This window comes from Agathobaculum sp. Marseille-P7918 (assembly GCF_964248325.1).
GTDB lineage: Bacteria > Bacillota > Clostridia > Oscillospirales > Butyricicoccaceae > Agathobaculum.
In genome coordinates this window covers 54,871-75,993 of sequence record NZ_CAXTXI010000008.1, presented here as the reverse complement: position 1 = coordinate 75,993, position 21,123 = coordinate 54,871, and the positions used below count along the sequence as shown (strand labels likewise).

The following is a 21,123-nucleotide window of genomic DNA, read 5'->3' as shown; positions in this document are numbered from 1 at the left end:
GCTTTGTTTTCAATAATTTTCCCTTTTGTACACACATTCTACACAATCCTGCTGTATCCTGCCCTTCATGCCATTTATTTCAATGGAGAAAAGGAGGCCCTGCATCATGGGTTTTTTTGAACGGTCCGACATGCCACGACCGGATGCTTTTCCCCTGCTCGGCGTGCGCCACATCCTGCTTTTACTGCTGCTGACAGGCTGCATCACTGCAGGGCTGCTCCTCATCCGGCGGTTAAAGCCATCGCAGGCGCAGCACGTTCTGCATGGCGCGGCCATTCTTGTTCCCCTGCTTGAGTTGAGCCATTCTGTCTGGCTGTATCTGACAGGGACAACCTCGCTCATCAAACTGCTGCCGCTCCATCTATGCGGCCTGCAAAGCCTGTTTATCCCGCTGGCGGTGTTTACAAAATTCACCTGTTTCCGCGATTTTGTCTACGCTACTTCGCTGCTCGGTGGTATTTTCGGTACGGTAATGCCCGCCGGTGTTGCAGATTATTATCCGCTTTTGTCGTTTCAGACCCTACAAACCTTTGCCCTGCACGGTCTGCTGATTTTTGTTCCGCTGGCGATGATACTCTGCGGTCAGCATCGGCCGTCCATTCAGCGCTTTCCACGTGTGTTGTGTATTTTTCTTCTTGCGGCATTCGTGGTCGGCATGGTGGACCAAATGTATGGCGAAAACTACATGTTCCTGTACGCTCCGCCGGCCGGTACGCCGCTTGTATGGATTTTCGATACCTTTGGCCGCGGCATTTATCTGGGCTGCACCTTTGTCCTGCTGGCAGGCGCCAGTTTGCTTATCCATCTTCCTTTCCGTGCATCCGCACCAAATGCGGATTCGGACAATCCTCCGGTTCGACTGCTTTCGTTATATCGGCTGCACAGAAACCATCTTTGGCACCGCTTCTGAATCCAAAAAAGCGTGTTTCCGTTTGGAAACACGCTTTTTCTATTACTTTTCTCAATTCCGGTCGTCCAGATTGATGTACTCAACCGTTTTGGCCAACGGCTTGTAGGCCGGACGGATGATTTTCCCGCCGGTCGTGACCTCCTCCAACCGGTGCGCCATCCAGCCGACGATACGCGCGGTAGCGAACAGCGGCGTATACAGCGACTTGGGCAGGCCGAGCATTTTGTAGACAAAGCCGGAGTACATATCCACATTGGCGCACATCGGCTTGTCGCTGCCCTTTTTTTCGGCAAAAACCACGGGCGTGAGCTTTTCAACCAGCTCGATAAGGTCCATTTCCTTGGAAAAGCCGGTCTTTTCCGCCAACGGACGCGCCGCTCGCTTAAGCGCTACCGCACGCGGATCGCTTTTGGTGTAAATGGCGTGGCCCATGCCGTAAATCAGGCCCGAACCGTCACCCGCCTCACCGTCCAGAATGCGGCGCAGGTAATCCGCGACCTCGCCCTCGTCCGTCCAGTCGTGCAGGTTGGCTTTCATCTCGTCAAACTGCTTGACAACGCGCAGATTTGCGCCGCCATGACGCGGACCCTTGAGCGAGGAGACTGCCGCCGCGATAGCGGAATAGGTGTCCGTACCCGAAGAGGAGGTGACACGCACGGTAAACGACGAGTTGTTACCACCGCCGTGCTCGGCGTGCAGAATCAGGCAGCGGTCGAGTAGCTTGGCTTCATCGTCGTTATACTTGCCGTTCGGGCGCACCAGATGCAGGATGTTCTCCGCGGTCGAGCGGTCGGGATCGGGCACATGCAGAAACATGGAGTCGCCGTCAAAATAACGGCGCTTGGCCTGATACGCATGCGAAATGATGACCGGAAACTTGGCCATCAGGCTGATACCCTGCCGCATGATATTTTCCACCGTAGTTTCATCTGGATTTTCATCGTAGGAATAGAGCGCCAGCGTCGCACCCGCCAGCTTGTTCATGATATCGCGGCTGGGCGCGCGCATGATCATATCCTCGGTAAAGTTATCCGGCAGCGCGCGTTCCAGACCAATCGTGTGCTGAAACTCCGCAAGCTGACGGCGAGACGGCAGCTGACCGCACATAAGCAGGTAGCCGACCTCCTCAAACCCGAAGCGGTCCTCTTTTTCCAGACCATGAATCAAATCATATACGTTATAGCCGCGGTAGGTCAGCCGTCCTTCGATCGGCTCCCGCTCGCCTTCGTTTAATATGTAGCCGTGTACGTTGCCCAACCGACTCGCGCCGACCAGCACGCCCGTACCGTCCGCGTTGCGCAGACCGCGCTTGATGCGGTAACGGGAATACAGCTCCGGCGGGATCTGGCTGTTCAAACGAAAGCTCTCGCTCAATTCGTGCAGGAGTTCCTCATTTACATAATTCGGCTGAATCGTCATCCGGCTTTCCCCTTTCCGTGCTTACCATATCTTTATGAATATATTCTACTCCTATCCTGCATACATGTCAAATTCTGTCGCTTGTGAAACCCTACAAAAAGCGAATTTTCGCACTTTTCAGCATTGTTCACTCTGTCCGTACGCAAGATTTTATTTTTTTTGTGCAAATAATTTTTCGATTTGCCTTGCAAAAGCGTTCAGGACGCACTGCGATAAAAAATCACGGCTTAAAGCCGTGATTTTTTATCGTTCTTTGCGTAAAGAGTATGGATTACATCAAATCCAGCAGTTTATAGCAGCGTGCCTTGGTATAACTCTGCTTAAAACTGTAGGATGCGAGCTGGCCTGCCGTCTCATCCGAGCTTTCCTTCGCCGCGTTGGCTGCGCCCGAATCACGCTCTTCCACCCACTGCTTGTAGCTTTCCTCCTCCGAGGCATACTGGTCCGCGTTGAGCACGGTCGCCAGATAATCGTACATCTGCACCAGCAGATTATCCCATGCCTCAAACGAGCTTGCCGTCAGCGCCAGCTCATCCTCCGGCGTGGCAGCGGAGGCGATTTGCAGGTCGTTCTGCTCAAGCGAATCCATCTGGCTGCTGAAATCCTGCTTCTTTTCGCTCTGCTTCTGCTGCGTCTCCTGCTGCTTCTGCTCAGCCTCCTGCGCCTGTGTCAGCTGGCTGCGCAGATCGGAAACCTGCTTTTTCTGGTCGCTGGTCAGCGTATCATCCGCATCAAGCGAATCCAGCTTGGCCGCGGCCGCGTCATACTTTTTGTCGGCCAGATAGCTCTTTACTTCCTCGATATCCGCGGCAAACTCGTTGTCCGCCTGCGCGGTCTCCGCCTGATCAATCAAATCCTCGATGGCCTCATACAGCGCGGAATCCGGGTCGGTTACGCGGTTTTGCAGCTGCTTGAGCAGCGCAATCGCTTCGGTATACTGCCCGTTCTCCACATACGCCTTCGCGGTCTGAAAATCCCCCAGCTGCTGGATGGTTGCGTCCAGTGAGGACGGGTCCTTGGACTCAGCCTGCGCGGCGGTGAAATACTCGAGTGCCTTGTCAAAATCGCCGCGGCCCATATACTTTTCAGCCAAGGTCAGATTTTCGTCCGGCTGACGGCTCATAAAAAACCACACGCCGCCGCCGATTAGCGCCAACACCAGCACGACAACCACTGCGATTATCGCGCCCTTTTTGCCCTTGGACGGCTTGCGATACGGTTTGTCATCCGGATCCGGCTCGGAGAAATAGGTCGTGCGCGATGAGCCGGTAGAACGCGGCGCACCTGTTGAACGCGGCGCACCGGAAGTGCGGCGCACTGACTGCGCATTGATGGACGACAGCTCCTCCGCCGACGGGATGTGCGGGTCAGTTGCAGCGAGCGGATCGCCCTGGGTTACGCCGTCCCCGGAAATGCTGCCGCCGGGATGATCTTCCTTCATCACCGCATCAAACGCCGAAAGGTCAATCGGCCCTTTCAGCTCGTCGGGCAGTGAGGTAAAGACAGCGGTTTCATCGTTGACGCCCTCCTGCTCAACGACCGCGCCGCAGAATGGACAGAATTTGCCCGCAATGGGCAGCTCCCTGCCGCAGTTCTTGCAAAGCATGGATGGTTCCTCCTCTATTTAATGTACAAATATAACAATCCTATAATAGTATAACATGCGGAAAAGCGCTTGTAAACCTCTGTGATACGAACCGAATAACCCGATTTTTCATCTTATATGCCGACGGGAAATCTTGGAAAAACATGCTTTGTATCGAAACTGAAACCGCGCTTTGGCTTGACAAGCTATAGTCCGTGACCGTACAATAGACTTATTCTGGAACAAGGGGGATTATGCCTTGAAAAAACGTCTATTCAGCGGCCTTTTAGCCGCTGTCATGCTGCTGACCACCGCGTTCGCCGCGGGCGGTGACGCAGCCTCCGAACAGCAAACTGCCTCCGGCACAGTGCTGACCTTTGCGGCCACGCTGCCCGAAGGCACAGATGTCATGAGCACCGAAATAACCGAACAGCTGCAAAGCGTGCTGACGCAGCGCCTCAAGCAGCTTGCGCTTGACAATGCAGCGGTCGCCTTCCCGGATGACCGCAAAACCGTCATCGTCACCCTGCCGGACGGCGCGGGTCCCAATCCGACGGACGTTGCCGCTTTCCTGTCACAGACCAACGCACTGTCTGCCACGGATGCAAACGGCAAGGTTTGGCTGACCGGTGCGGACGTAACCGCAACCGAGGTCGGGTTGACCGATGACGGCAGCACCGCTTACATACAGCTGACCCTGACGACGAACGCGCATCAAGCGCTGTTAAGCGAACTGCCCGCGGATACCGCGCTGACCGTTTCGCTTGACGGTGAAACCGTCGGTCAGATTGACACCGTTACAGCCGCGAACGAGCCGGTCACCGTTACCGGTGCGCTCACTCTGGATACCGCCAAGCTCTATGGCGCACGCATCATGGCAGGCACGCTGCCCGTTGCGCTGACCCTGACTGAAGAGGTCCAGCCGGAACAGCCCGAAGAGCCGGAACAGCCCGAAGAGCCGGAACAGCCCACTGAACCCGCTTTCCCGGATATCGCGGGACACTGGGCGGAAAGCGCGCTGAACAAGGCGGTTGACATGGGTCTGCTCAAGGGTACGGACGGCAAGATGCTGCCGGACGACGCAGTCAAGCGCTCGGAAGCGGTTGTCATGCTGAACCGCGCGCTCGGCGCGACCATTGCGGACAATACGAGCGGCCTAAGCGGCACGCCTTCCAATGCGTGGTACGCAGCCGATCTCGGCAAAGCCATTCACCTTGGCCTGATTGATGCGAACGACAACCGCAACTTTGATACCGCCGCCACCCGTGCGGAGGCGTTCGAGCTGCTTGCACGCGCTTTTGTCTTTGACCGCGCGGAAACCGGTACCGATGAACTGAGCGCCTTTACCGACATCAGCACGATGACTGCGGCACAGCAGCAGGCAGCGGCGGCACTGGTCTCGGCAGGCGTGGTCAATGGCGTGACCGATACCACCCTTGCCCCGCAGGCTACACTGACCCGCGCGCAGTTTGTCACGATGATTACCCGCGTGGCGGATGAGATTCTTGCCCCGCAGGAAGAAATGGCAGCTGGAAACACCGATGAGAACGCGGATACCAACGCAGAAACAACCCCTGATACGAATGCAGACACCGATACCGAAGTCACGCCCGATGCCGAAGCGGCCGCTCCGCTGACCGGCGGCACGATTCTCTCCGTGCCGGAATACACGGTATCCGATATGGGCCTGGATGGCGACCTCATTTTTGCCACCGCCGCGCAGAACGTTACGCTTGATGCCGTCACCGCACGTGACCGTATCGTGCTCAAAGGCGCGGAAAACGCCAAGCTGAACGTGCAAAACGGCTCCCGTGTTTCCACTCTCGCGATCGATCCTGCAGGTACGGCGGATGTATCTCTGTCAGAAGATTCCTCGGCCGGCACGCTGGTCATTGCAGGCAAGGGCGGCGCGGTAAACTATTCCGGCACCGCCGGCAATATCGAAATCACCGCGTCGGGCCGCACAATCAATTTGTATGAGCTGGAGGCGGACACCGTCACCATCACCGGCAGCAACAACACAATCGTAACAGACGGCTCGATTGGTGCGGTTGCAGTCAACGGCGGCGCGAAGAACAACAAGCTGACGCTGAACGGCACGACGGATAGCCTGCTGGTTGCGGGCGTCGGCACGACGGTGGACGGCAAGGGCAAGGCTGCAACGGTCGATATCCGTGCGGTAAACTGCACGGTATCCATCGCAGCCGACTCCATGATCGAAAACATCGACCCCGGTCTTTCCGGTGTAACGCTCTCGATGGGCGTGCCCACGAAGGTCACGGCGGGCGGCTCACTGGTGACGCAGGTTACTTTCCAAGGCGTGACCGAGCCGAAAATCTGCTCCGCTCAGTGGTATAAAAACGGCAAGCCGCTGGCGAACTATTCCAACGACAACTTCCAGCTGACGGCGGACGCAGCTTCCCGCATTACAACTTACTTCACCTTCACCAAGGACATGGACACCAGCGTGACCATGGGCTTCAAGCTGACCTATGAGAACCCCTCGACCGGTGAAACCGAGGAAAAATACATCGAAAAGACCGTACCGATTGAAAACTATTCGGACGAATGGTACTACCAGCGCGATGTTAACCGCATCCTGAATCTGGTTTCCTCGACCTATCGCGGCAACTACACCACCTCTTATGCCGTCAATAACGACTATGCGACCTATGAAAAAGAGGTCTGGGTCAATGCCAAGGGCTACTCGAGCCGCACCCAGTATCTGGTATGGATTAACCGCGCTTACCAGCACGTGAACGTGTTCCAAGGCTCCAAGGGCAACTGGAAGCTGATTAAGTCCTTCCTCGTCGGTACAGGCGCGGCCTCCTCGCCCACCCCGACCGGTCTGACGACCGTTTCCTACAAGTCTGCGGGCGGCTGGACGACCAGCACCTATACCGTGCGTCCGGTTGTCGGCTTCTACCCCGGCACGGGCTACGCCTTCCACTCGCGCCTGTGCTATCCGGGCACGGACACCGAGTATGACTTCAGCGCAGGCTACCCCGTCTCGCACGGCTGCGTGCGCATGTACAAGAACGACATCAAGTGGATTTACAACAATATCCCGGTCGGCACGACCGTCGCCATTTTCTAACAACGAAATGAAAAAGGCTTGGAACTCTGGTTCCAAGCCTTTTTTCTATCTTTCTATGCCTTTTTACGCCACAGACTGCCCGCAAACAGCGCAATGCCTGCACAGAGCGCCGTCAACGCCAGCAGTGTAATCAGTCCGCCCAGCTGGATGGTGATATCTTCTACCGCGTACGGTTGCAGCGCAAATTCCTCGTAACCGATGTCCAACCACAGTGCATTGGTCGGCAGCCAAATAACCGCATACACCGCCAGCATGACTGCACTGACGAACGGCACACGGCCGTGCGTCACACGCCACAGCACCAGCACCGCTGCGGCCAGAACCACTATTGCAAGGATGACACCGATCAAGGTGCTTCGCCCTGCCGCATCGATTGCCCGCCCCATTGCCTCTCCCTCGACGATGGTCGGCTGCGGATCGCCAAATTGAGGCATTTGTGAGAGTGCAGTCTGTGCGCGATTCCAGCCAATTACGCCCGTACCAATCAGGTAGGGCAGCAGCGGCAGCGCCACCGCAAGCGGACGGAAGCGCGTTTCCGACTTCATGCGCCGGTAGGCTAACGAGAATACTCCGACCAATGCGAAGAACAGCGGCACGGATGCCATCGCGTAGAACAGCAGCCAAGGTTGATGGCTATTGATGTTTACATCCCCTGCACTGAATACAATATGATAGCGGTCTATTTTGGCAATCTCGTAGTCGAGTAACAGCCAGCTGAGCCGTTTGACCAGCCACCACACCAGCAATTCAAACACCCACACGATGCCGAACAGCCGGTCAGCCATGCGCGCACGACGGCAACTGACGCCTGTATCCATGCCAAGCGCGGCAAAGCGGTCGCACTGCTTACTGTGCCACACATGAAACGCCACATAAATCACCAGCACAATCACCAGATTGCGCAGCACTGCCGCCTGCCCGAACAGGCTGCCGCAGTACATCGCCGCGAGGATGCATACCACCGCCGCGAGCAGCATTTTGTCGTCCGTGCTGCCTTGTCGGTCGGCAAGGTACTGCTGCGGCGTGAGAAAGGCCTCGAGCGGCGGTGCGCCGGGTTTGCCCTGCGGGCTGCCGCCGTCCTCCGGCGTGTCGGCTGCATCTGTTTGTTCTGACTCCTGCTTCTGCTCCCCGTGTACTTCTCCCGCCAGTAGTTCGTCGACTGTGATACCGAGCAGCTGCGCAAGCGGCGGCAGCAGCGTCACCTCCGGATAGCTTGCGCCGTTCTCCCATTTGCTGACCGCCTTGTCCGACACGAGCAGCCGTTCGGCCAGCTGCTTCTGTGTCATCCCCAGCGCCTTGCGCCGCGCGGCGATGAGTGCCCCTGTATTCCTTGCATCCATATAGCTCCACCTCCCTTTTCCTGCTTTCAGCATAGCAGAATGCACCCCGCGCGGCAACCGACAGACGGAAGAAGGGCGCTCTACCAGCGGTAGAATGCCCTTCTAAAATGCGTCAGTCAATACAAATCCGCTTGAACATGCGGTAATGCAGGCCGTTTTCGTCCCGATATTCGCCGCGCTGTTCAAACGCGAATTTATGATAAAAGCCCTGCGCGCGCGCGTTCTCTGACGCGACATGCGCGCATAAGTAGTCCTTGCCAAGCGCGCGATATACGCTGATCGCCTGTCCGAGAATCTGCCCGCTCAGGCCGTGGCCGCGATACGCTTTATCGATGCAGAACCCGCCAACCAGTCCCACGTCCGGCTCGTCGTCATACCAGGTTTTGAGGTAGACGAGCGACACGGGCGTACCGTCCTCCAGACAGCCGAAGCAGCACGAGCGCGGCGACATGCGCTGCGCACGCGTCACATCCGCAAGCAGAGCGGCAGGGTCCAGTCCCGCGTCCGTGCCGTAGGCATTTTGATGCAGCTCGCGCATGAACGCGACAATCTTTGCCGCGTCTCCCTCGTCCATCGGGTCGGCACGGCGAAACCAGATTTGCGGCGTGCTCGGCACGCCCTTGTTATCCGTCCAGCCGATTGAGGCAAAGGTGGACAGCTCCTGCGGCAAATGAGAAGCGTCGTTTTCATACACCACGTCAATGTGTCCTTCCCTGTCAAACTCGAATTTGGCAACGCAGGTGTTATCGCCCCATCCGATTTCTCCCATTTGCTCAGGCGCAAAGCCGTGCGCGATGGTCAGCGCCCCGCGAATTGCTGAGCCGTGCGTTACAACCGCAAAGGATTTGCCGTCATTTTCGGCCACCAGCCGACGCACACCATCCAGCATGCGGCGCCCCGCCTGCATGACGCTTTCGCCGTGCGGCGGCACCGCATCCCACGGGCGCGCGCGCCAGACAGCATATTCCTCCGGCCAGATGCGCGGCAGCTCGGCCCACGGGATATCCTCCCAATCGCCCATGTCGATTTCGCGCAGCACCGGACGGATTTCGACATTCAAGTAATGCGGTGCAGCGACCGCCTTGGCGGTCGTGCGCGCGCGGAACAGGTCGGACGCATAGACCGCGTCGAGCGGCACTTTCTCAAACCGCTTTGCCAGATACGGCAGCTGCTGATACGCGCGGGGCGTGAGCAGACTGTCGTACTGTCCGTGGCAGCGGCGATAGACGTTGCCCTCAGCCTCCGCGTGGCGGATGAGGTAAACCGTGGTCATGCTTTAGACCTCCACCGCGCCGGACAGCTCGGAAACCGACTTCACGCCGTGCGCGTCCATCCATTCTTCCAGTTCACGCAACGCCTTGACGGGTGCCATCGGGTCGGCAAACATGACCGTACCCATCGCAACTGCGTCCGCGCCCGCGAGCAGCATTTCTACGATATCCTTGCCCGTGCGGATGCCGCCCATGCCGAGAATCGGCACGGAAACCGCTTTTCGCACCTGATACACCATGCGCACCGCAACCGGGAACACCGCAGGACCCGACAGGCCGCCCATCACGTTGGACAGGATTGGCTTTCTCGTCTCAATATTGATGCGCATACCGAGCAGCGTGTTGATGAGCGAGAGCGCGTCCGCGCCTGCGGCTTCGGCCGCGCGCGCAATCTCCGTGATATCGGTGACGTTAGGCGACAGCTTGACAATCAGCGGCTTTTTCGCCTTTTTCTTCGCCGCCGACACGACTTCCTCGACCATGTCCGGCCGCGTGCCGAACGCCATGCCGCCGCACTTCACGTTCGGGCAGGAGATGTTCATTTCGATGAGGTCCACGTCCGCATCCGAAATCTTCTCGACCATGCCCTCGTATTCCTCGACCGTGTTGCCCGACACATTTGCGATGATCGCGGTGTCGTACTGCCGCAAAAACGGGATTTGTTCCTCAATGAAGCGGTCGATGCCCGGATTTTGCAGACCGACGCAATTGAGGATACCCGCCGGGGTCTCCGCGATGCGGGGCGCGGGATTACCGAGCCGCTCGGTCGGGGTCAGGCCCTTGACGCCGACGCCGCCAAGCAGGGACAAATCAAAAAACTCGCCATATTCGTGGCCGAAACCGAACGTGCCTGACGCCGTCGTGATGGGGTTTTTCAGCTCCACGCCGCAGAAATTGACTCTCAAATCCGCCATTACCACTCGACCTCCTTTGCGTCAAACACCGGCCCGTCCTTGCAGACGTGGCCGTATCGGGTTTCACCGTTCTCCGCCTTGAGCGCACACGCGCACACCAGACACGCGCCGATGCCACAGCCCATGCGCTCCTCCATCGAGACCTGACAGGGCAGGCCCGCCTCGTCTGCGATAGCGGCAATGGCCTTGAGCATCGGCTTGGGACCGCAGGCAGCCACGCCGGTCGCATCCGTGACGAGTTCTCCCAGCACATCGGTGACAAAGCCGTGCCGTGCATACGAGCCGTCGTCGGTAGTGACAAACGCTTCGCAGACCGCCCCAAAATCGTTCTCGAGAATCACCGCGTCCTTGTTCCGAAAGCCGAGAATCGCGCGCGGCTGCGCGCCCTCGCCCGCCGCTTTTTTGACACATGCAAGCATAGGCGGCACACCGATGCCGCCGCCGATAAAGACCGGCTTTGCGCCGAGTGCGGCGGTATCAAACCCGTGGCCGAGCGGCCCGAGCACATCCAGCTCGTCCCCTGCCTTGCGGGCGGCAAGCCACTTGGTGCCCTCGCCCTTGACCTGGAACACGATGCGCAACTTGCCATCCTGCCAGTCACAAATCGAAATCGGGCGGCGCAGCAGATTGCCTTCGCCGCACGCGATATGCACAAACTGGCCGACCTGTGTTTTCGCACAGATAGCCGGTGCATGCATGGTGATGGAATATAAGCCTTCGCCCAGCCGCGCACACTCCGCGACCCGGCAGATTTCCTGAATCGACATACCTCTTTCCCCTTTCAGTCATTGCTGCTTCTATTGTACAGGAATTTCGCGCAAAAGGAAACAAAAAAAGGACAGGCAAGCCTGTCCTTTTTCAGACTGTCGATCGAAACCACGCTTTCGATCGAATCAGACGAATCTTAAAGTCGGGCAAAGCTCGACTTTTTGATGCCGCTTACAGAGCGGCGGAATCATTGTGCTGCGGCGCAGAATTTTTCATATTTACTTTTGCTTTACTGCGCCGTCCTTGATGATATCCCAGTTCTTGCGCAGGTAATCCCAGCCAGAGTAAATTGTCACCAGCGTGACCACCCAGCCGATAACGGTCAGCGGGATATTCATGGTTGCCACATACTCCGGTACGGTCCCAATAATCTCCGGCGGCAGCGCCCATCCCGGCCCATAGAAGCCAAAAGACGGGAAAATGATGTAATACAGGTAGATCAAAATGATGCCGCCGATCTGCACGCAGGTTTTGACCTTGCCCGTCCACGTTGCGGCAAGCACGCGGCCCTTGTTCGCCGCGACCACGCGCAGCGAGGTGATAATCAGTTCGCGTGCAAGGATGACGCACACCATCCAGCCCGCAATTGCGCCCTGCTCGGCGAACAGGATGAGCGCCGAGGATACGAGCAGCTTATCCGCCAGCGGATCGACAAACTTGCCGAAGTCGGTCACCTGATTGTACTTGCGGGCAACGTAACCGTCGAGAAAATCCGTGAAGCTCGCCACACAGAACAGAACCAGCGCCACGACCGTCGCCGTCGGGAATATAAAGGTCGGCACGAAAGTCTGTGCAGAGGTCGCTTCATCATAAATAAACATCGGCTGCGACGCGAAATACAGGAAAAACGGGATCATCGCGATGCGCGTGAGCGTAATTTTATTGGCTGTTGTCATTTTTCTTCCCCCTTCTGCCGAACACCGAGCAGGTCGGGCCCAAGGCTTCCGGTAATGCGCACCGGAACAAACATACCCGCTTCGGGCGCGTCGTCGCTTTCAAAATACACATGCCCGTCTACCTCGACCGAGTCGGCATAAGTGCGGCCGTACCAGAGCTGCTGCTCATCATCCCAGCCTTCACACAAAACGTCCATTACTTCACCGTGACGCGCGGTGTTGTAGTCATCCAGCACACCCGACTGCAATTCCTCCACAATCAGACGGCGGTTTGCCTTGGTCTCTGCGTCGATCTGGTCGGGCAGCTCGGCGGCTTCCGTCCCCTCTTCGGGCGAAAACTCAAACACGCCGACGCGCTCGATTTGCGTCTCCTGCAAAAAGCTGCACAGCTCGGCAAACTCTTCCTCGGTCTCGCCCGGCAGACCGACAATCAGGCTCGTGCGCAGCACCAAGCCCGGAATACGTGCGCGCAGCTTTTCGATGAGCGCGGCAAACTCCTCGCCGTCACCCGGACGGTGCATCGCGCGCAGAATACGCTTTGATACATGCTGCAGCGGGATGTCCAGATACTTGACGATTTTCGGCTCGGACGCAATCACGTCAATCAGTTCGTCTGTTATCTGGTCGGGGTACAGGTAATGCAGACGTATCCAAGTGAAATCCAGCCCACACAGCTGCCGCAGCAGTTCGGGCAGCAGACGCTTGTGCTCGGGCAGGTCCATACCGTACTTGGTAATGTCCTGGGCAATAACAATAAGCTCCTTGACCCCGGCATCCGACAATTCCCGTGCTTCTTCCAGCAAAGCCCCCATTTCACGCGAACGATACGGCCCGCGCAGCTTGGGGATAATGCAATAGCCGCAGCGGTTGGAACAGCCTTCTGCAATCTTAAAGTAAGCGGTATAGGATTGGGTCAGACGGTTGCGGTCGCCCTCGAGCGCGGCTGACGCCATATCAGCCATGTACGCGGCCTTTTGGCCGCCAAGCGCAGCATTTGCCGCGTCCACGATATTTTCATAGCTGCCCGTGCCGCAGATAGCGTCAATTTCCGGCAGCTCCTTCTGCATTTCCTCCGCGTAGCGCTGCACCAGACAGCCCGTGACAACCAGACCTTTCATATTTCCGGTCTGCTTGTACTGCGCGGTCTCGAGAATCGTCTCGATGGCCTCGCTCTTGGCCGCTTCGATGAAGCCGCAGGTGTTGACCACGCCCACGTCGGCCTCAGCCATATCCTCGGTAATTTCCCAGCCCGCTGCGCGCAGCAGGGCCAGCATATGCTCGCTGTCCACCAGATTCTTGGCGCAGCCGAGCGAGACCAATCCGATTTTCGGCATTGAATCTCTCCTCTCTAATAGTTCAAGGCAGCGCCGCATCATTTATCAAAGGCGATTTGCGTGTAAATTTTACGTTCGGACGCGGCATATTTTTGCAGCAATACTTGATGTGTTGCAAGAAAACATAACAACGTCCGGGCGGAAAACTTCCGCAAAGCGCCGCAGATACAATGGTGCGGTGCTGCCTTCATTATACAGGATTTGCGCGTGTTTGTCACGCGAGAAGCGCTTCCATCTCGCCGATAAGCTCGTCAAACAGTTTGGTTGCGTCCTCAACCGGGGCGGGGCCCCGCATATCGACGCCTGCGCCGCGCAGGAGCGTAATCGGGTCGGCCGAGCAGCCGCCCGACAGGAATCCCAGATAGTCGCGCACCGCGCTTTCGCCCTCGCGCAGAATACGGCGCGACAGCGCAATCGCCGCGGCGTAGCCCGTGGCGTACTGGTAGACATAATAATCATAGTAGAAGTGCGGAATGCGCGCCCACTCAAGCGCAATCTCGTCATCGACCACCATATCCGGCCCGAAATACTGCACGTTCAAATCCTTGTACAGCGCACACAGCGCTTCGGCGGTCGTTCCTTCGCCGCGCTGGGTCATTTCGTTGACGCGCAGCTCAAACTCCGCGAACATGGTCTGGCGGTACAGCGTGCCGCGGAACTGCTCGAGGAAATGGTTGATGAGATAGGCGCGCTGCTTTTTATCCTCGGTGACCGAGAGCAGATACTCCATCAGCAGCGCTTCGTTGCAGGTCGAGGCGACCTCGGCGACGAAAATCACATAATCCTGATAAGCGGTCGGCTGATGCTTGTTGGACAGATAGGAGTGAATCGCGTGACCCATCTCATGCACCAGGGTAAATACATCGTCGAGCGTACCCTTGAAGTTCAAGAGCACAAAGGGATGCACGCGCGCGCCCGCGGAATACGCGCCCGAGCGCTTGCCTTCATTTTCATATACGTCGATCCAGCCATTATTGAAACCCTCGCGCAGCAGGTTCAGATAGTCCTCGCCGAGCGGCGCGAGCGCCTTGAGCGCAATCTCCTTGGCCTCGTCAAAGGTAAATTTCATCTCCACACCCTCGACCACCGGAACATATAGATCGTACATGTGCAGCGCATCCACGCCGAGCGCGCGGCGGCGCAGCGCAACATAACGGTACATCGGCGCGAATGAACGGTGCACTGCGTCGATGAGGTTGTGGTAGATCTGCGGGTCGACCTCGGTGCCGTCGAGCGCGGCGGCGAGCGTCGAGGGGTATTTGCGGGCGTTCGAGAAGAACAAAAGCTGCTTCATCTGTGCAGACAGAATGGCCGCCGCCGTGTTGCGGAACTGACCATAAACCGAGTATAGCGAATCGAATGCCGATTTGCGCAGCGTGCGATCATAGGACTGCATCAGTGGAATATACGTGCCGTGGGTGACAGGGTGCTTATTCCCGTCCTTATCCACAGCATCCGGGAACTTGAGGTCGGCATCGTTCAGCATGGAGAATAAATCGTCGGGCGCGGCGGCCATCTCGCCCGCAGCGGCGAGTAGTGCCTCTTCCTTATCCGACAGCACATGCTCCTTGCGGCGGCGCACGCGGTCAATATTCTTGCGGTACAGCTCCAGCTCCGGCGTGGTTTGATAGAAGCCCTCCAGCGTCTCGTCCGGAATTGCGAGCAACTCAGGCGTCTGGAACGCCGCTGCCGACTGCAATTCAACTGCCAGCCGCGTCACTTGACTGACCATCTCCTGATAGGCCGCAACGCGGGTGTCCTCATCGCTTTTGCGCTGCGCATAATGCACCAGTGCATCGAACGCAAGACTGATTTCATCATCCAGCCGCAGATAGCCCAGCAGCGTCTCGGCGCTCTCACCCAGTCGGCCGCAGAACGCACTGACACGGGGAATAAATTCCTTGGCTGCAGCAAGCGCCGCACGCCAATCGTCATCGGTTGCAAACAAATCGTGAATCGCCCATTTGTCCTGCGCGGCAACATCCGCGCGGGCGGGAATCTGCATGGTTTCCATGGAAATACTTCCTTTCCAGTGTGAATTTCAATACTCTATTATGATACCCCAACTGCATGGCGTATGCAAGCAAAGCGCGGTAAAATCGGCGTTTTTTCCGAAAAATACAAAAGAAGCGTGCTTTGCACGCTTCTTTTTATTCAAACGTATCCGGAATGCTCTGGCCGTATTCTGCAAGCGCGTCGCGGATGTCCTGCCACGAAAAACCACGCCGCTGCAAAAAGGCAACCGCTTTGTCGATTTCCTTACGATCGGACACATCTCCGCGCAAACGCTTATCCAGCAGCGCACACAGCTGCGCGCGGTCAGGCGAAAAGCCCGTGAGCGCGGCTTCCGCTGTCTCGCGGTCGACCCCGCGGCGTGTCAGCTCCTGCCGAATGCGCATTTCACCATATCCCTTGCGGGCGCAGCTGCGCACGACGCTTTCCGCGTAGGCTGTGTCGTCCAGCAGGCGCCGCTCGGTCAGCCACGCAAGCGCATAGTCTGCAGCTTCTTCGTCGTGGCCCTTGTCCAGCAGCTTTTCGCGTAAGCCTTTGGCGCTCAACGCGCGGTAGGACAGCTGCTTGGCAGCGGCATCCAGCGCCGCGCGGTACTTATCCTCACTCATTCTTCGTCGAGGTCGTCAAAATCATCCGCGTCGATAGAAACCGCCTTGGACGAGCTGGCCTTGGACGCGGCAGGCTTGGCCGCCGGTGCGGCGACAGGCGTACCAGGCTTGGCCGCCATTGCCTGATGTGCGTTGCGGCGCTCCTCCTCCACCTTTTCCATGATCTGCTTCTGCACATCGTCCGCGATATCCGGATGGTCCTTAAAATACTGCTTGGCGGCGTCGCGGCCCTGGCCCAAACGGGTTTCGCCCATCGAGAACCATGCGCCCGACTTGTTGACGATACCATATTTGACACCCAAATCAACCAATTCACTGGTACGCGAAATGCCCTCGCCGTACATGATGTCAAACTCGGCCTCCTTGAACGGGGGCGCGACCTTGTTCTTGACCACCTTGACGCGCGTATGGCTGCCGATCATCTCGGTGCCGTTCTTCAAGTGCTCCATGCGGCGCACATCCAGACGCACGGATGCATAGAACTTGAGCGCGCGGCCGCCGGTCGTAACTTCCGGGCTGCCGTAAATCACGCCGACCTTTTCACGCAGCTGGTTGATAAAAATGGCCACGCAGTTGGACTTGGAAATCGAGCCGGCCAGCTTGCGCATCGCCTGACTCATCATACGGGCGTGCAGACCGACAAACGAGTCGCCCATTTCGCCCTCAATCTCGGCGCGCGGGGTGAGCGCGGCGACCGAGTCGATGACCACAATATCAATTGCGCCCGAGCGCACGAGCGCTTCCGCGATATCCAGACCCTGCTCACCGGTATCCGGCTGAGAGACCAGCAGGCTGTCAATGTCTACGCCCAGCGCCTGCGCATAAACCGGGTCGAGCGCATGCTCCGCGTCGATAAACGCGGCGGTGCCGCCCATCTTCTGCGCCTCGGCCACACAGTGCAGTGCAACCGTGGTCTTACCAGAGGATTCCGGCCCGTAAATCTCTACAATACGGCCGCGCGGCAGACCGCCGATGCCCAACGCGAGATCCAGTCCGATCGATCCGGTCGGGATATGGTCGATATTCATACCGGCGTTTTCACCCAGGCGCATAACCGAGCCTTTGCCGAACTGCTTTTCGATCTGCCCGAGCGCGGCCTCCAGCGCCTTCTTTTTATCGGCCGCAGGCGCGACCGGTTCCAACTGTTTCTTGGTAGCCATGAAAAGCCTCCTGCACGTTTCAAAAATTCCTGCTCTTATTATAGCAGTGCCAAAAAATAAAAGCAAGAAAAATCGAATATTTGTTCGTTTTATTTTTGCAGAAAAAATGCCCACCAATAGGATGGGCATAGCATTCGTTTATTCCAGCGGATCATCGATTTCCGTATTGTAGCCATAGACAATGCGCGGCACACCGGCCAAATCCTCGGTGATACCGATGCCGGCGAAACGGTTTTCCTCCAGAATGGCCGCAACATCGTTTGCCTGCTGCCAGCCGCACTCAAACAGGATAATGCCGCCGGTGACCAGCAATGAACCCCATTTCGAGCAGATAGAGCGATAAAAATCCAGACCGTCCACACCACCGTATAATGCCTCGTGCGGCTCGTAATGGTATACACTTCTGTCCAGCTCACGCATTTCCGCGCGGGTCACATAGGGCGGATTGGACACGATAATATCATATTGTCCCATATTGACCGGCGGACGGAAGCGCACATCCGCATTCATTGCAATCAATCTGTTCTGTACTCCCAGCCGCCGCGCGTTTTCCCGCGTAATGCGCAGCGCGCCTTCGGAATTATCCACAGCGGTAACATGCGCGTCCTTTACCGTGTGCGCAGCGGCGATGCCGATACAGCCCGAACCGCAGCACAGGTCAAGAATGCGGGGCGAAACTTTTTTCTTTGCCTGCTCAATCACCATCTCACACAGCGGCTCTGTATCCGCGCGCGGAATAAGGACGTTTTTATCCACCAGAAAGGTCAGACCGTAAAAATCCCATTCGCCGAGGATATAGGCCAGCGGTTCGCCGTCCAGACACTTGTCACACAGCAGATGCGCATAATCCACTGTCGCATCATCCAGGTAAAGATGGCCCCATTCGCCTGTTTTGTTCTTGTCAGCCTTACAGGCATAAGCGGTCAGCTCACGCGCAGACAGCGACGGCTGTGGATCATCCGCCTCTTTGAGACGATGAAACAGCTCCATATAGACATCATTGATCGTTTTGGTCAATCAGATTCACCTCTTTTTGTGAAATGACGCGCAGGATGAAATTGCACCCCTCCCCTCTGGGGTGGCAACCGTGCAGGTTGTTCTGATCCTGCGAAATGGGCGGCACAGCCGCAAGCACAAACTCTGCTTTGCGCGCGCAGCGCGCCCTTGAGAAAAAAGGGGTGATTCACAAGAGGGGAGAAACCTTTGGTGTCTCCCCTCTTGTGTGCCTGCGGCGCACAGCCGCATCGTTTCTATCGTTTGGATAAAGCGTTTTTACCAGTTATCCGACCCATCATCCGGAATAACCGCCTTCATGCCGGCGATGGCAACCTCAATCATGGAGTCGTCCGGCTCAAACACGGTCAGATGCTGAATCATCAGGCCGGGCCAGCGCAGCGCGCGCGACACCAGACTCTCCGACCGGCCTGCATAGCGGTTAAATTCATAGCTGATGCCAACCACCAGCGGCAGCAGAATCAGGTGCGCCAGCATGCGCAGAAACGGATTGGTGATGTCTATAATGGAAAACACAATAGACGAAACAATAGTCGCAATAATAATCAGCACAAACATAAAGCTCGTACCGCAGCGAGGATGATACTTTTTCTGACGGCGCACGTTTTCCACCGTCAGCTCCTCGCCCGCCTCGTAGCAGAAAATTGTCTTGTGCTCCGCACCATGATACTCAAAGGTGCGGCGGATATCCTTCATGTGCGATACCGACCACATGAAAATCAGAAAGATAATCACGCGCACGATACCCTCCAGCACATTGCGGGCAAGTACGCCCCAGCTTTCCGGCACAAAGCCGCCGAGAAAGCTCGGCAGCAGCAGGAACAGCGCAACCGGCAGTGCGATGCCGATGATGGTCGAAATGCCGAGGATGAATTTATCCAGCCCTTCCGAGCCGAACTTACTTTCCACCCACAGCTCAAACTTGGAGGGCGGTACATCGGCCTCCTCATCCTCAAAAAAGGATGCGGAATAGTTGATGGCCTGAATGCCGTCCTTCATGGCCATGAACAGGCCGTAAGCGCCGCGAAAGACCGGCTTTTTCCACAGGGCGGACGGCTGATGCGCGTCCTCTTCTTTTGTCACCAGTTCACCGTTGGCGCGGCGCACAACCGTACAGGTCTTTTTCGGGCCTTTCATGACGATGCCCTCAATGATGGCCTGTCCGCCGATGGTGGTTTTCTTTTGCGTTGTCATGGGTTATCTCCTTCGGGGGTGTAGGGATTATCCGGGACTTTTGGGATTGCACCCGTGATACCGAGCGCCTCCTCGGCTTCGGCGGCGGGCAGTGTGACGGTCACGGTCGTGCCCGCGCCCAGTGTGGATGTGATATCCAGCGTGCCGCCGTGCAGCGATACAATTTCATCCGTCACGGCAAGGCCGATACCGCTGCCGCGCTGCTTGGACGAACCTTTATAGAATTTCTCCTTGACAAACGGCAGCTCGGCTTCCGGAATGCCCTGACCGTAGTCCCGCACGCTTGCCACTACCTTGCCGCCGTCCCGCCGCAGGGTAATGTCAATTTTTTTGCCGTCGCCGCCGTACTTCGCGGCATTGTCCAGAATGTTGAGGAACACCTGCTTCATGCGGTGACGGTCGCCGTTGATATAATAGTTGGCGTCTACGTCCTCGTCGTAGCTCAGTTTGATGCCGCTCTTGTGCAGCAGATTCTCATACATGTAAACCGCTTCGTACAGTTCGACCGATAAATCGAACAGCTCAACCTCCAGCTTCATACGGCCGGATTCGATGCGGGCGAAGTCCAGCAGCTCCTCGACCATACGGGTCAGGCGGTTGGACTCCTTCTGAATGATGGTCAGACCCTGCATGACCTCTTCCGGGTCCTCCCCTCCGCCGGCGAGCAGCGTTTCGCTCCAGCCGCCGATGGCGGTCAGCGGTGTGCGCAGCTCGTGCGACACCGAGGAGATAAAATCGTTCTTCATGCGCTCGGCACGGCTGATTTCATCCGACATATAGTTAATCGTATCGCACAACTCGCCAATCTCATCGTCATAGGTTTTTTGCAAACGCACACCGTATCGGCCCGCCGCAATTTCCTTGGCAATGGTGTTGATTTTGAGCACCGGGTCGACGATCGATTTGACAAAATAGGTGTTGGATGCGACCACCAGCATCAGAAAAATGAAGCAGGCCAGCAGCGCAATACCAATAATAATCCAGATCTGCCGCTCGACGATGCGCAGCGAGGTGATAAAGCGCACCCCGCCAATCAGGTCGCCCCGCGCGGACAGTAGCGGCGCGGTCACGCTCATCACCCGTTCGTCCGAAAGCGGGTCGCGGCCGGTATATACTGCGACCTTTTGTGTCGCAAGCGCCTGCGTAGCATCCTCCGTCGAAGCCATGCCGCCGCCCGACAGACCTGAGGTGGAAAGCAAAATGCGGCCGGTCGAGTCCAGAAACTGCTGCTCCAGCTTATCCTGCTCCTGGAAGGTGGTCACAGTCGATTCCGCCTGCGTATAAAACTGGTCGTACGTATCGGTGAAGTATTTGCGGAAGGTATCCGCTGCGGTGGTCGCGCGGGACACCAGATTATCCCGCACGGTCGCATAATAATAGCCCGATATGCCGACGGATATCAGGATCATCACGACCGCGAGGATGACAAGCACGAACGACAGTGAGTTCATCATCCATCGTCCCTTGATGCCGCCCGGAGAGTGCAGCACCTTGGGCACGGCCGGCTGCGGCGGCACTTCAGGCTTTTTCTTTTGTTTGTGATAATTCATAACAGGGGCCTTTCTGCAAAATGCCGGTTTTCAGGCGGCAAAACGCCGCG

The 21,123-nt window shown here is 57.3% G+C and carries 16 protein-coding genes; 2 read left to right on the top strand and 14 right to left on the bottom strand.

Annotation, left to right across the window (positions count from 1 at the left end):
* The first annotated feature begins 106 nt into the window (after positions 1-106).
* Positions 107-910, top strand: coding sequence for a TIGR02206 family membrane protein (locus tag ACESSO_RS11465; protein ID WP_373165464.1), 804 nt, complete (start codon positions 107-109; stop codon positions 908-910).
* A gap of 51 nt (positions 911-961) precedes the next feature.
* Here the strand turns inward: ACESSO_RS11465 and ACESSO_RS11460 are convergent, their stop codons facing one another.
* Positions 962-2,329, bottom strand: a complete 1,368-nt coding sequence (locus ACESSO_RS11460; RefSeq protein WP_373165463.1) for a citrate/2-methylcitrate synthase — start codon at positions 2,327-2,329, stop codon at positions 962-964.
* A 271-nt stretch (positions 2,330-2,600) separates the two neighbouring features.
* Complete coding sequence (locus tag ACESSO_RS11455; RefSeq protein ID WP_373165462.1) at positions 2,601-3,935, bottom strand: tetratricopeptide repeat protein; 1,335 nt, start codon at positions 3,933-3,935, stop codon at positions 2,601-2,603.
* 238 nt (positions 3,936-4,173) lie between these two features.
* On the opposite strand from ACESSO_RS11455, the gene ACESSO_RS11450 reads away from it, so the two are divergent.
* The gene (locus ACESSO_RS11450; RefSeq protein WP_373165460.1) at positions 4,174-7,011 is read left to right on the top strand and encodes an S-layer homology domain-containing protein; all 2,838 of its coding nucleotides are present in this window, start codon (positions 4,174-4,176) and stop codon (positions 7,009-7,011) included.
* Positions 7,012-7,064: 53 nt separating this feature from the next.
* On the opposite strand, the gene ACESSO_RS11445 is transcribed toward ACESSO_RS11450, so the two are convergent.
* The 12 genes from ACESSO_RS11445 to ACESSO_RS11390 all read right to left on the bottom strand — a co-directional run bounded on the left by ACESSO_RS11445 (position 7,065) and on the right by ACESSO_RS11390 (position 21,073).
* Positions 7,065-8,351, bottom strand: coding sequence for a helix-turn-helix domain-containing protein (locus ACESSO_RS11445; protein ID WP_373165458.1), 1,287 nt, complete (start codon positions 8,349-8,351; stop codon positions 7,065-7,067).
* A gap of 112 nt (positions 8,352-8,463) precedes the next feature.
* Complete coding sequence (locus tag ACESSO_RS11440) at positions 8,464-9,624, bottom strand: GNAT family N-acetyltransferase (protein ID WP_373165456.1); 1,161 nt, start codon at positions 9,622-9,624, stop codon at positions 8,464-8,466.
* 3 nt (positions 9,625-9,627) lie between these two features.
* On the bottom strand, positions 9,628-10,536 hold the full coding sequence (locus ACESSO_RS11435) for a dihydroorotate dehydrogenase (protein ID WP_373165455.1): 909 nt from the start codon (positions 10,534-10,536) through the stop codon (positions 9,628-9,630).
* Positions 10,536-11,303: a dihydroorotate dehydrogenase electron transfer subunit gene (locus ACESSO_RS11430; protein ID WP_373165454.1), complete on the bottom strand. Its 768-nt coding sequence runs from the start codon at positions 11,301-11,303 to the stop codon at positions 10,536-10,538. The genes ACESSO_RS11435 and ACESSO_RS11430 overlap by 1 nt, the downstream gene beginning before the upstream one ends.
* A gap of 219 nt (positions 11,304-11,522) precedes the next feature.
* On the bottom strand, positions 11,523-12,200 hold the full coding sequence (pgsA, locus tag ACESSO_RS11425) for a CDP-diacylglycerol--glycerol-3-phosphate 3-phosphatidyltransferase (protein ID WP_297274709.1): 678 nt from the start codon (positions 12,198-12,200) through the stop codon (positions 11,523-11,525).
* The gene (gene rimO, locus ACESSO_RS11420) at positions 12,197-13,534 is read right to left on the bottom strand and encodes a 30S ribosomal protein S12 methylthiotransferase RimO (protein WP_373165453.1); all 1,338 of its coding nucleotides are present in this window, start codon (positions 13,532-13,534) and stop codon (positions 12,197-12,199) included. The genes pgsA and rimO overlap by 4 nt, the downstream gene beginning before the upstream one ends.
* 214 nt (positions 13,535-13,748) lie before the next feature.
* Complete coding sequence (pepF, locus tag ACESSO_RS11415; RefSeq protein WP_373165452.1) at positions 13,749-15,548, bottom strand: oligoendopeptidase F; 1,800 nt, start codon at positions 15,546-15,548, stop codon at positions 13,749-13,751.
* Positions 15,549-15,684: 136 nt separating this feature from the next.
* Positions 15,685-16,155, bottom strand: coding sequence for a regulatory protein RecX (locus ACESSO_RS11410; RefSeq protein WP_373165451.1), 471 nt, complete (start codon positions 16,153-16,155; stop codon positions 15,685-15,687).
* The gene (recA, locus tag ACESSO_RS11405; RefSeq protein ID WP_373165450.1) at positions 16,152-17,315 is read right to left on the bottom strand and encodes a recombinase RecA; all 1,164 of its coding nucleotides are present in this window, start codon (positions 17,313-17,315) and stop codon (positions 16,152-16,154) included. The genes ACESSO_RS11410 and recA overlap by 4 nt, the downstream gene beginning before the upstream one ends.
* Before the next feature lie 138 nt (positions 17,316-17,453).
* Positions 17,454-18,332, bottom strand: a complete 879-nt coding sequence (gene prmC / locus ACESSO_RS11400) for a peptide chain release factor N(5)-glutamine methyltransferase (protein WP_373165448.1) — start codon at positions 18,330-18,332, stop codon at positions 17,454-17,456.
* Positions 18,333-18,587: 255 nt separating this feature from the next.
* A complete protein-coding gene (locus tag ACESSO_RS11395) occupies positions 18,588-19,523 on the bottom strand; it encodes a DUF1385 domain-containing protein (RefSeq protein ID WP_373165445.1) in 936 nt (311 codons plus the stop codon).
* Positions 19,520-21,073 (bottom strand): sensor histidine kinase, encoded by a 1,554-nt coding sequence (locus ACESSO_RS11390; RefSeq protein ID WP_373165443.1) that lies wholly within the window; start codon positions 21,071-21,073, stop codon positions 19,520-19,522. The genes ACESSO_RS11395 and ACESSO_RS11390 overlap by 4 nt, the downstream gene beginning before the upstream one ends.
* Between the last annotated feature and the right edge of the window lie 50 nt (positions 21,074-21,123).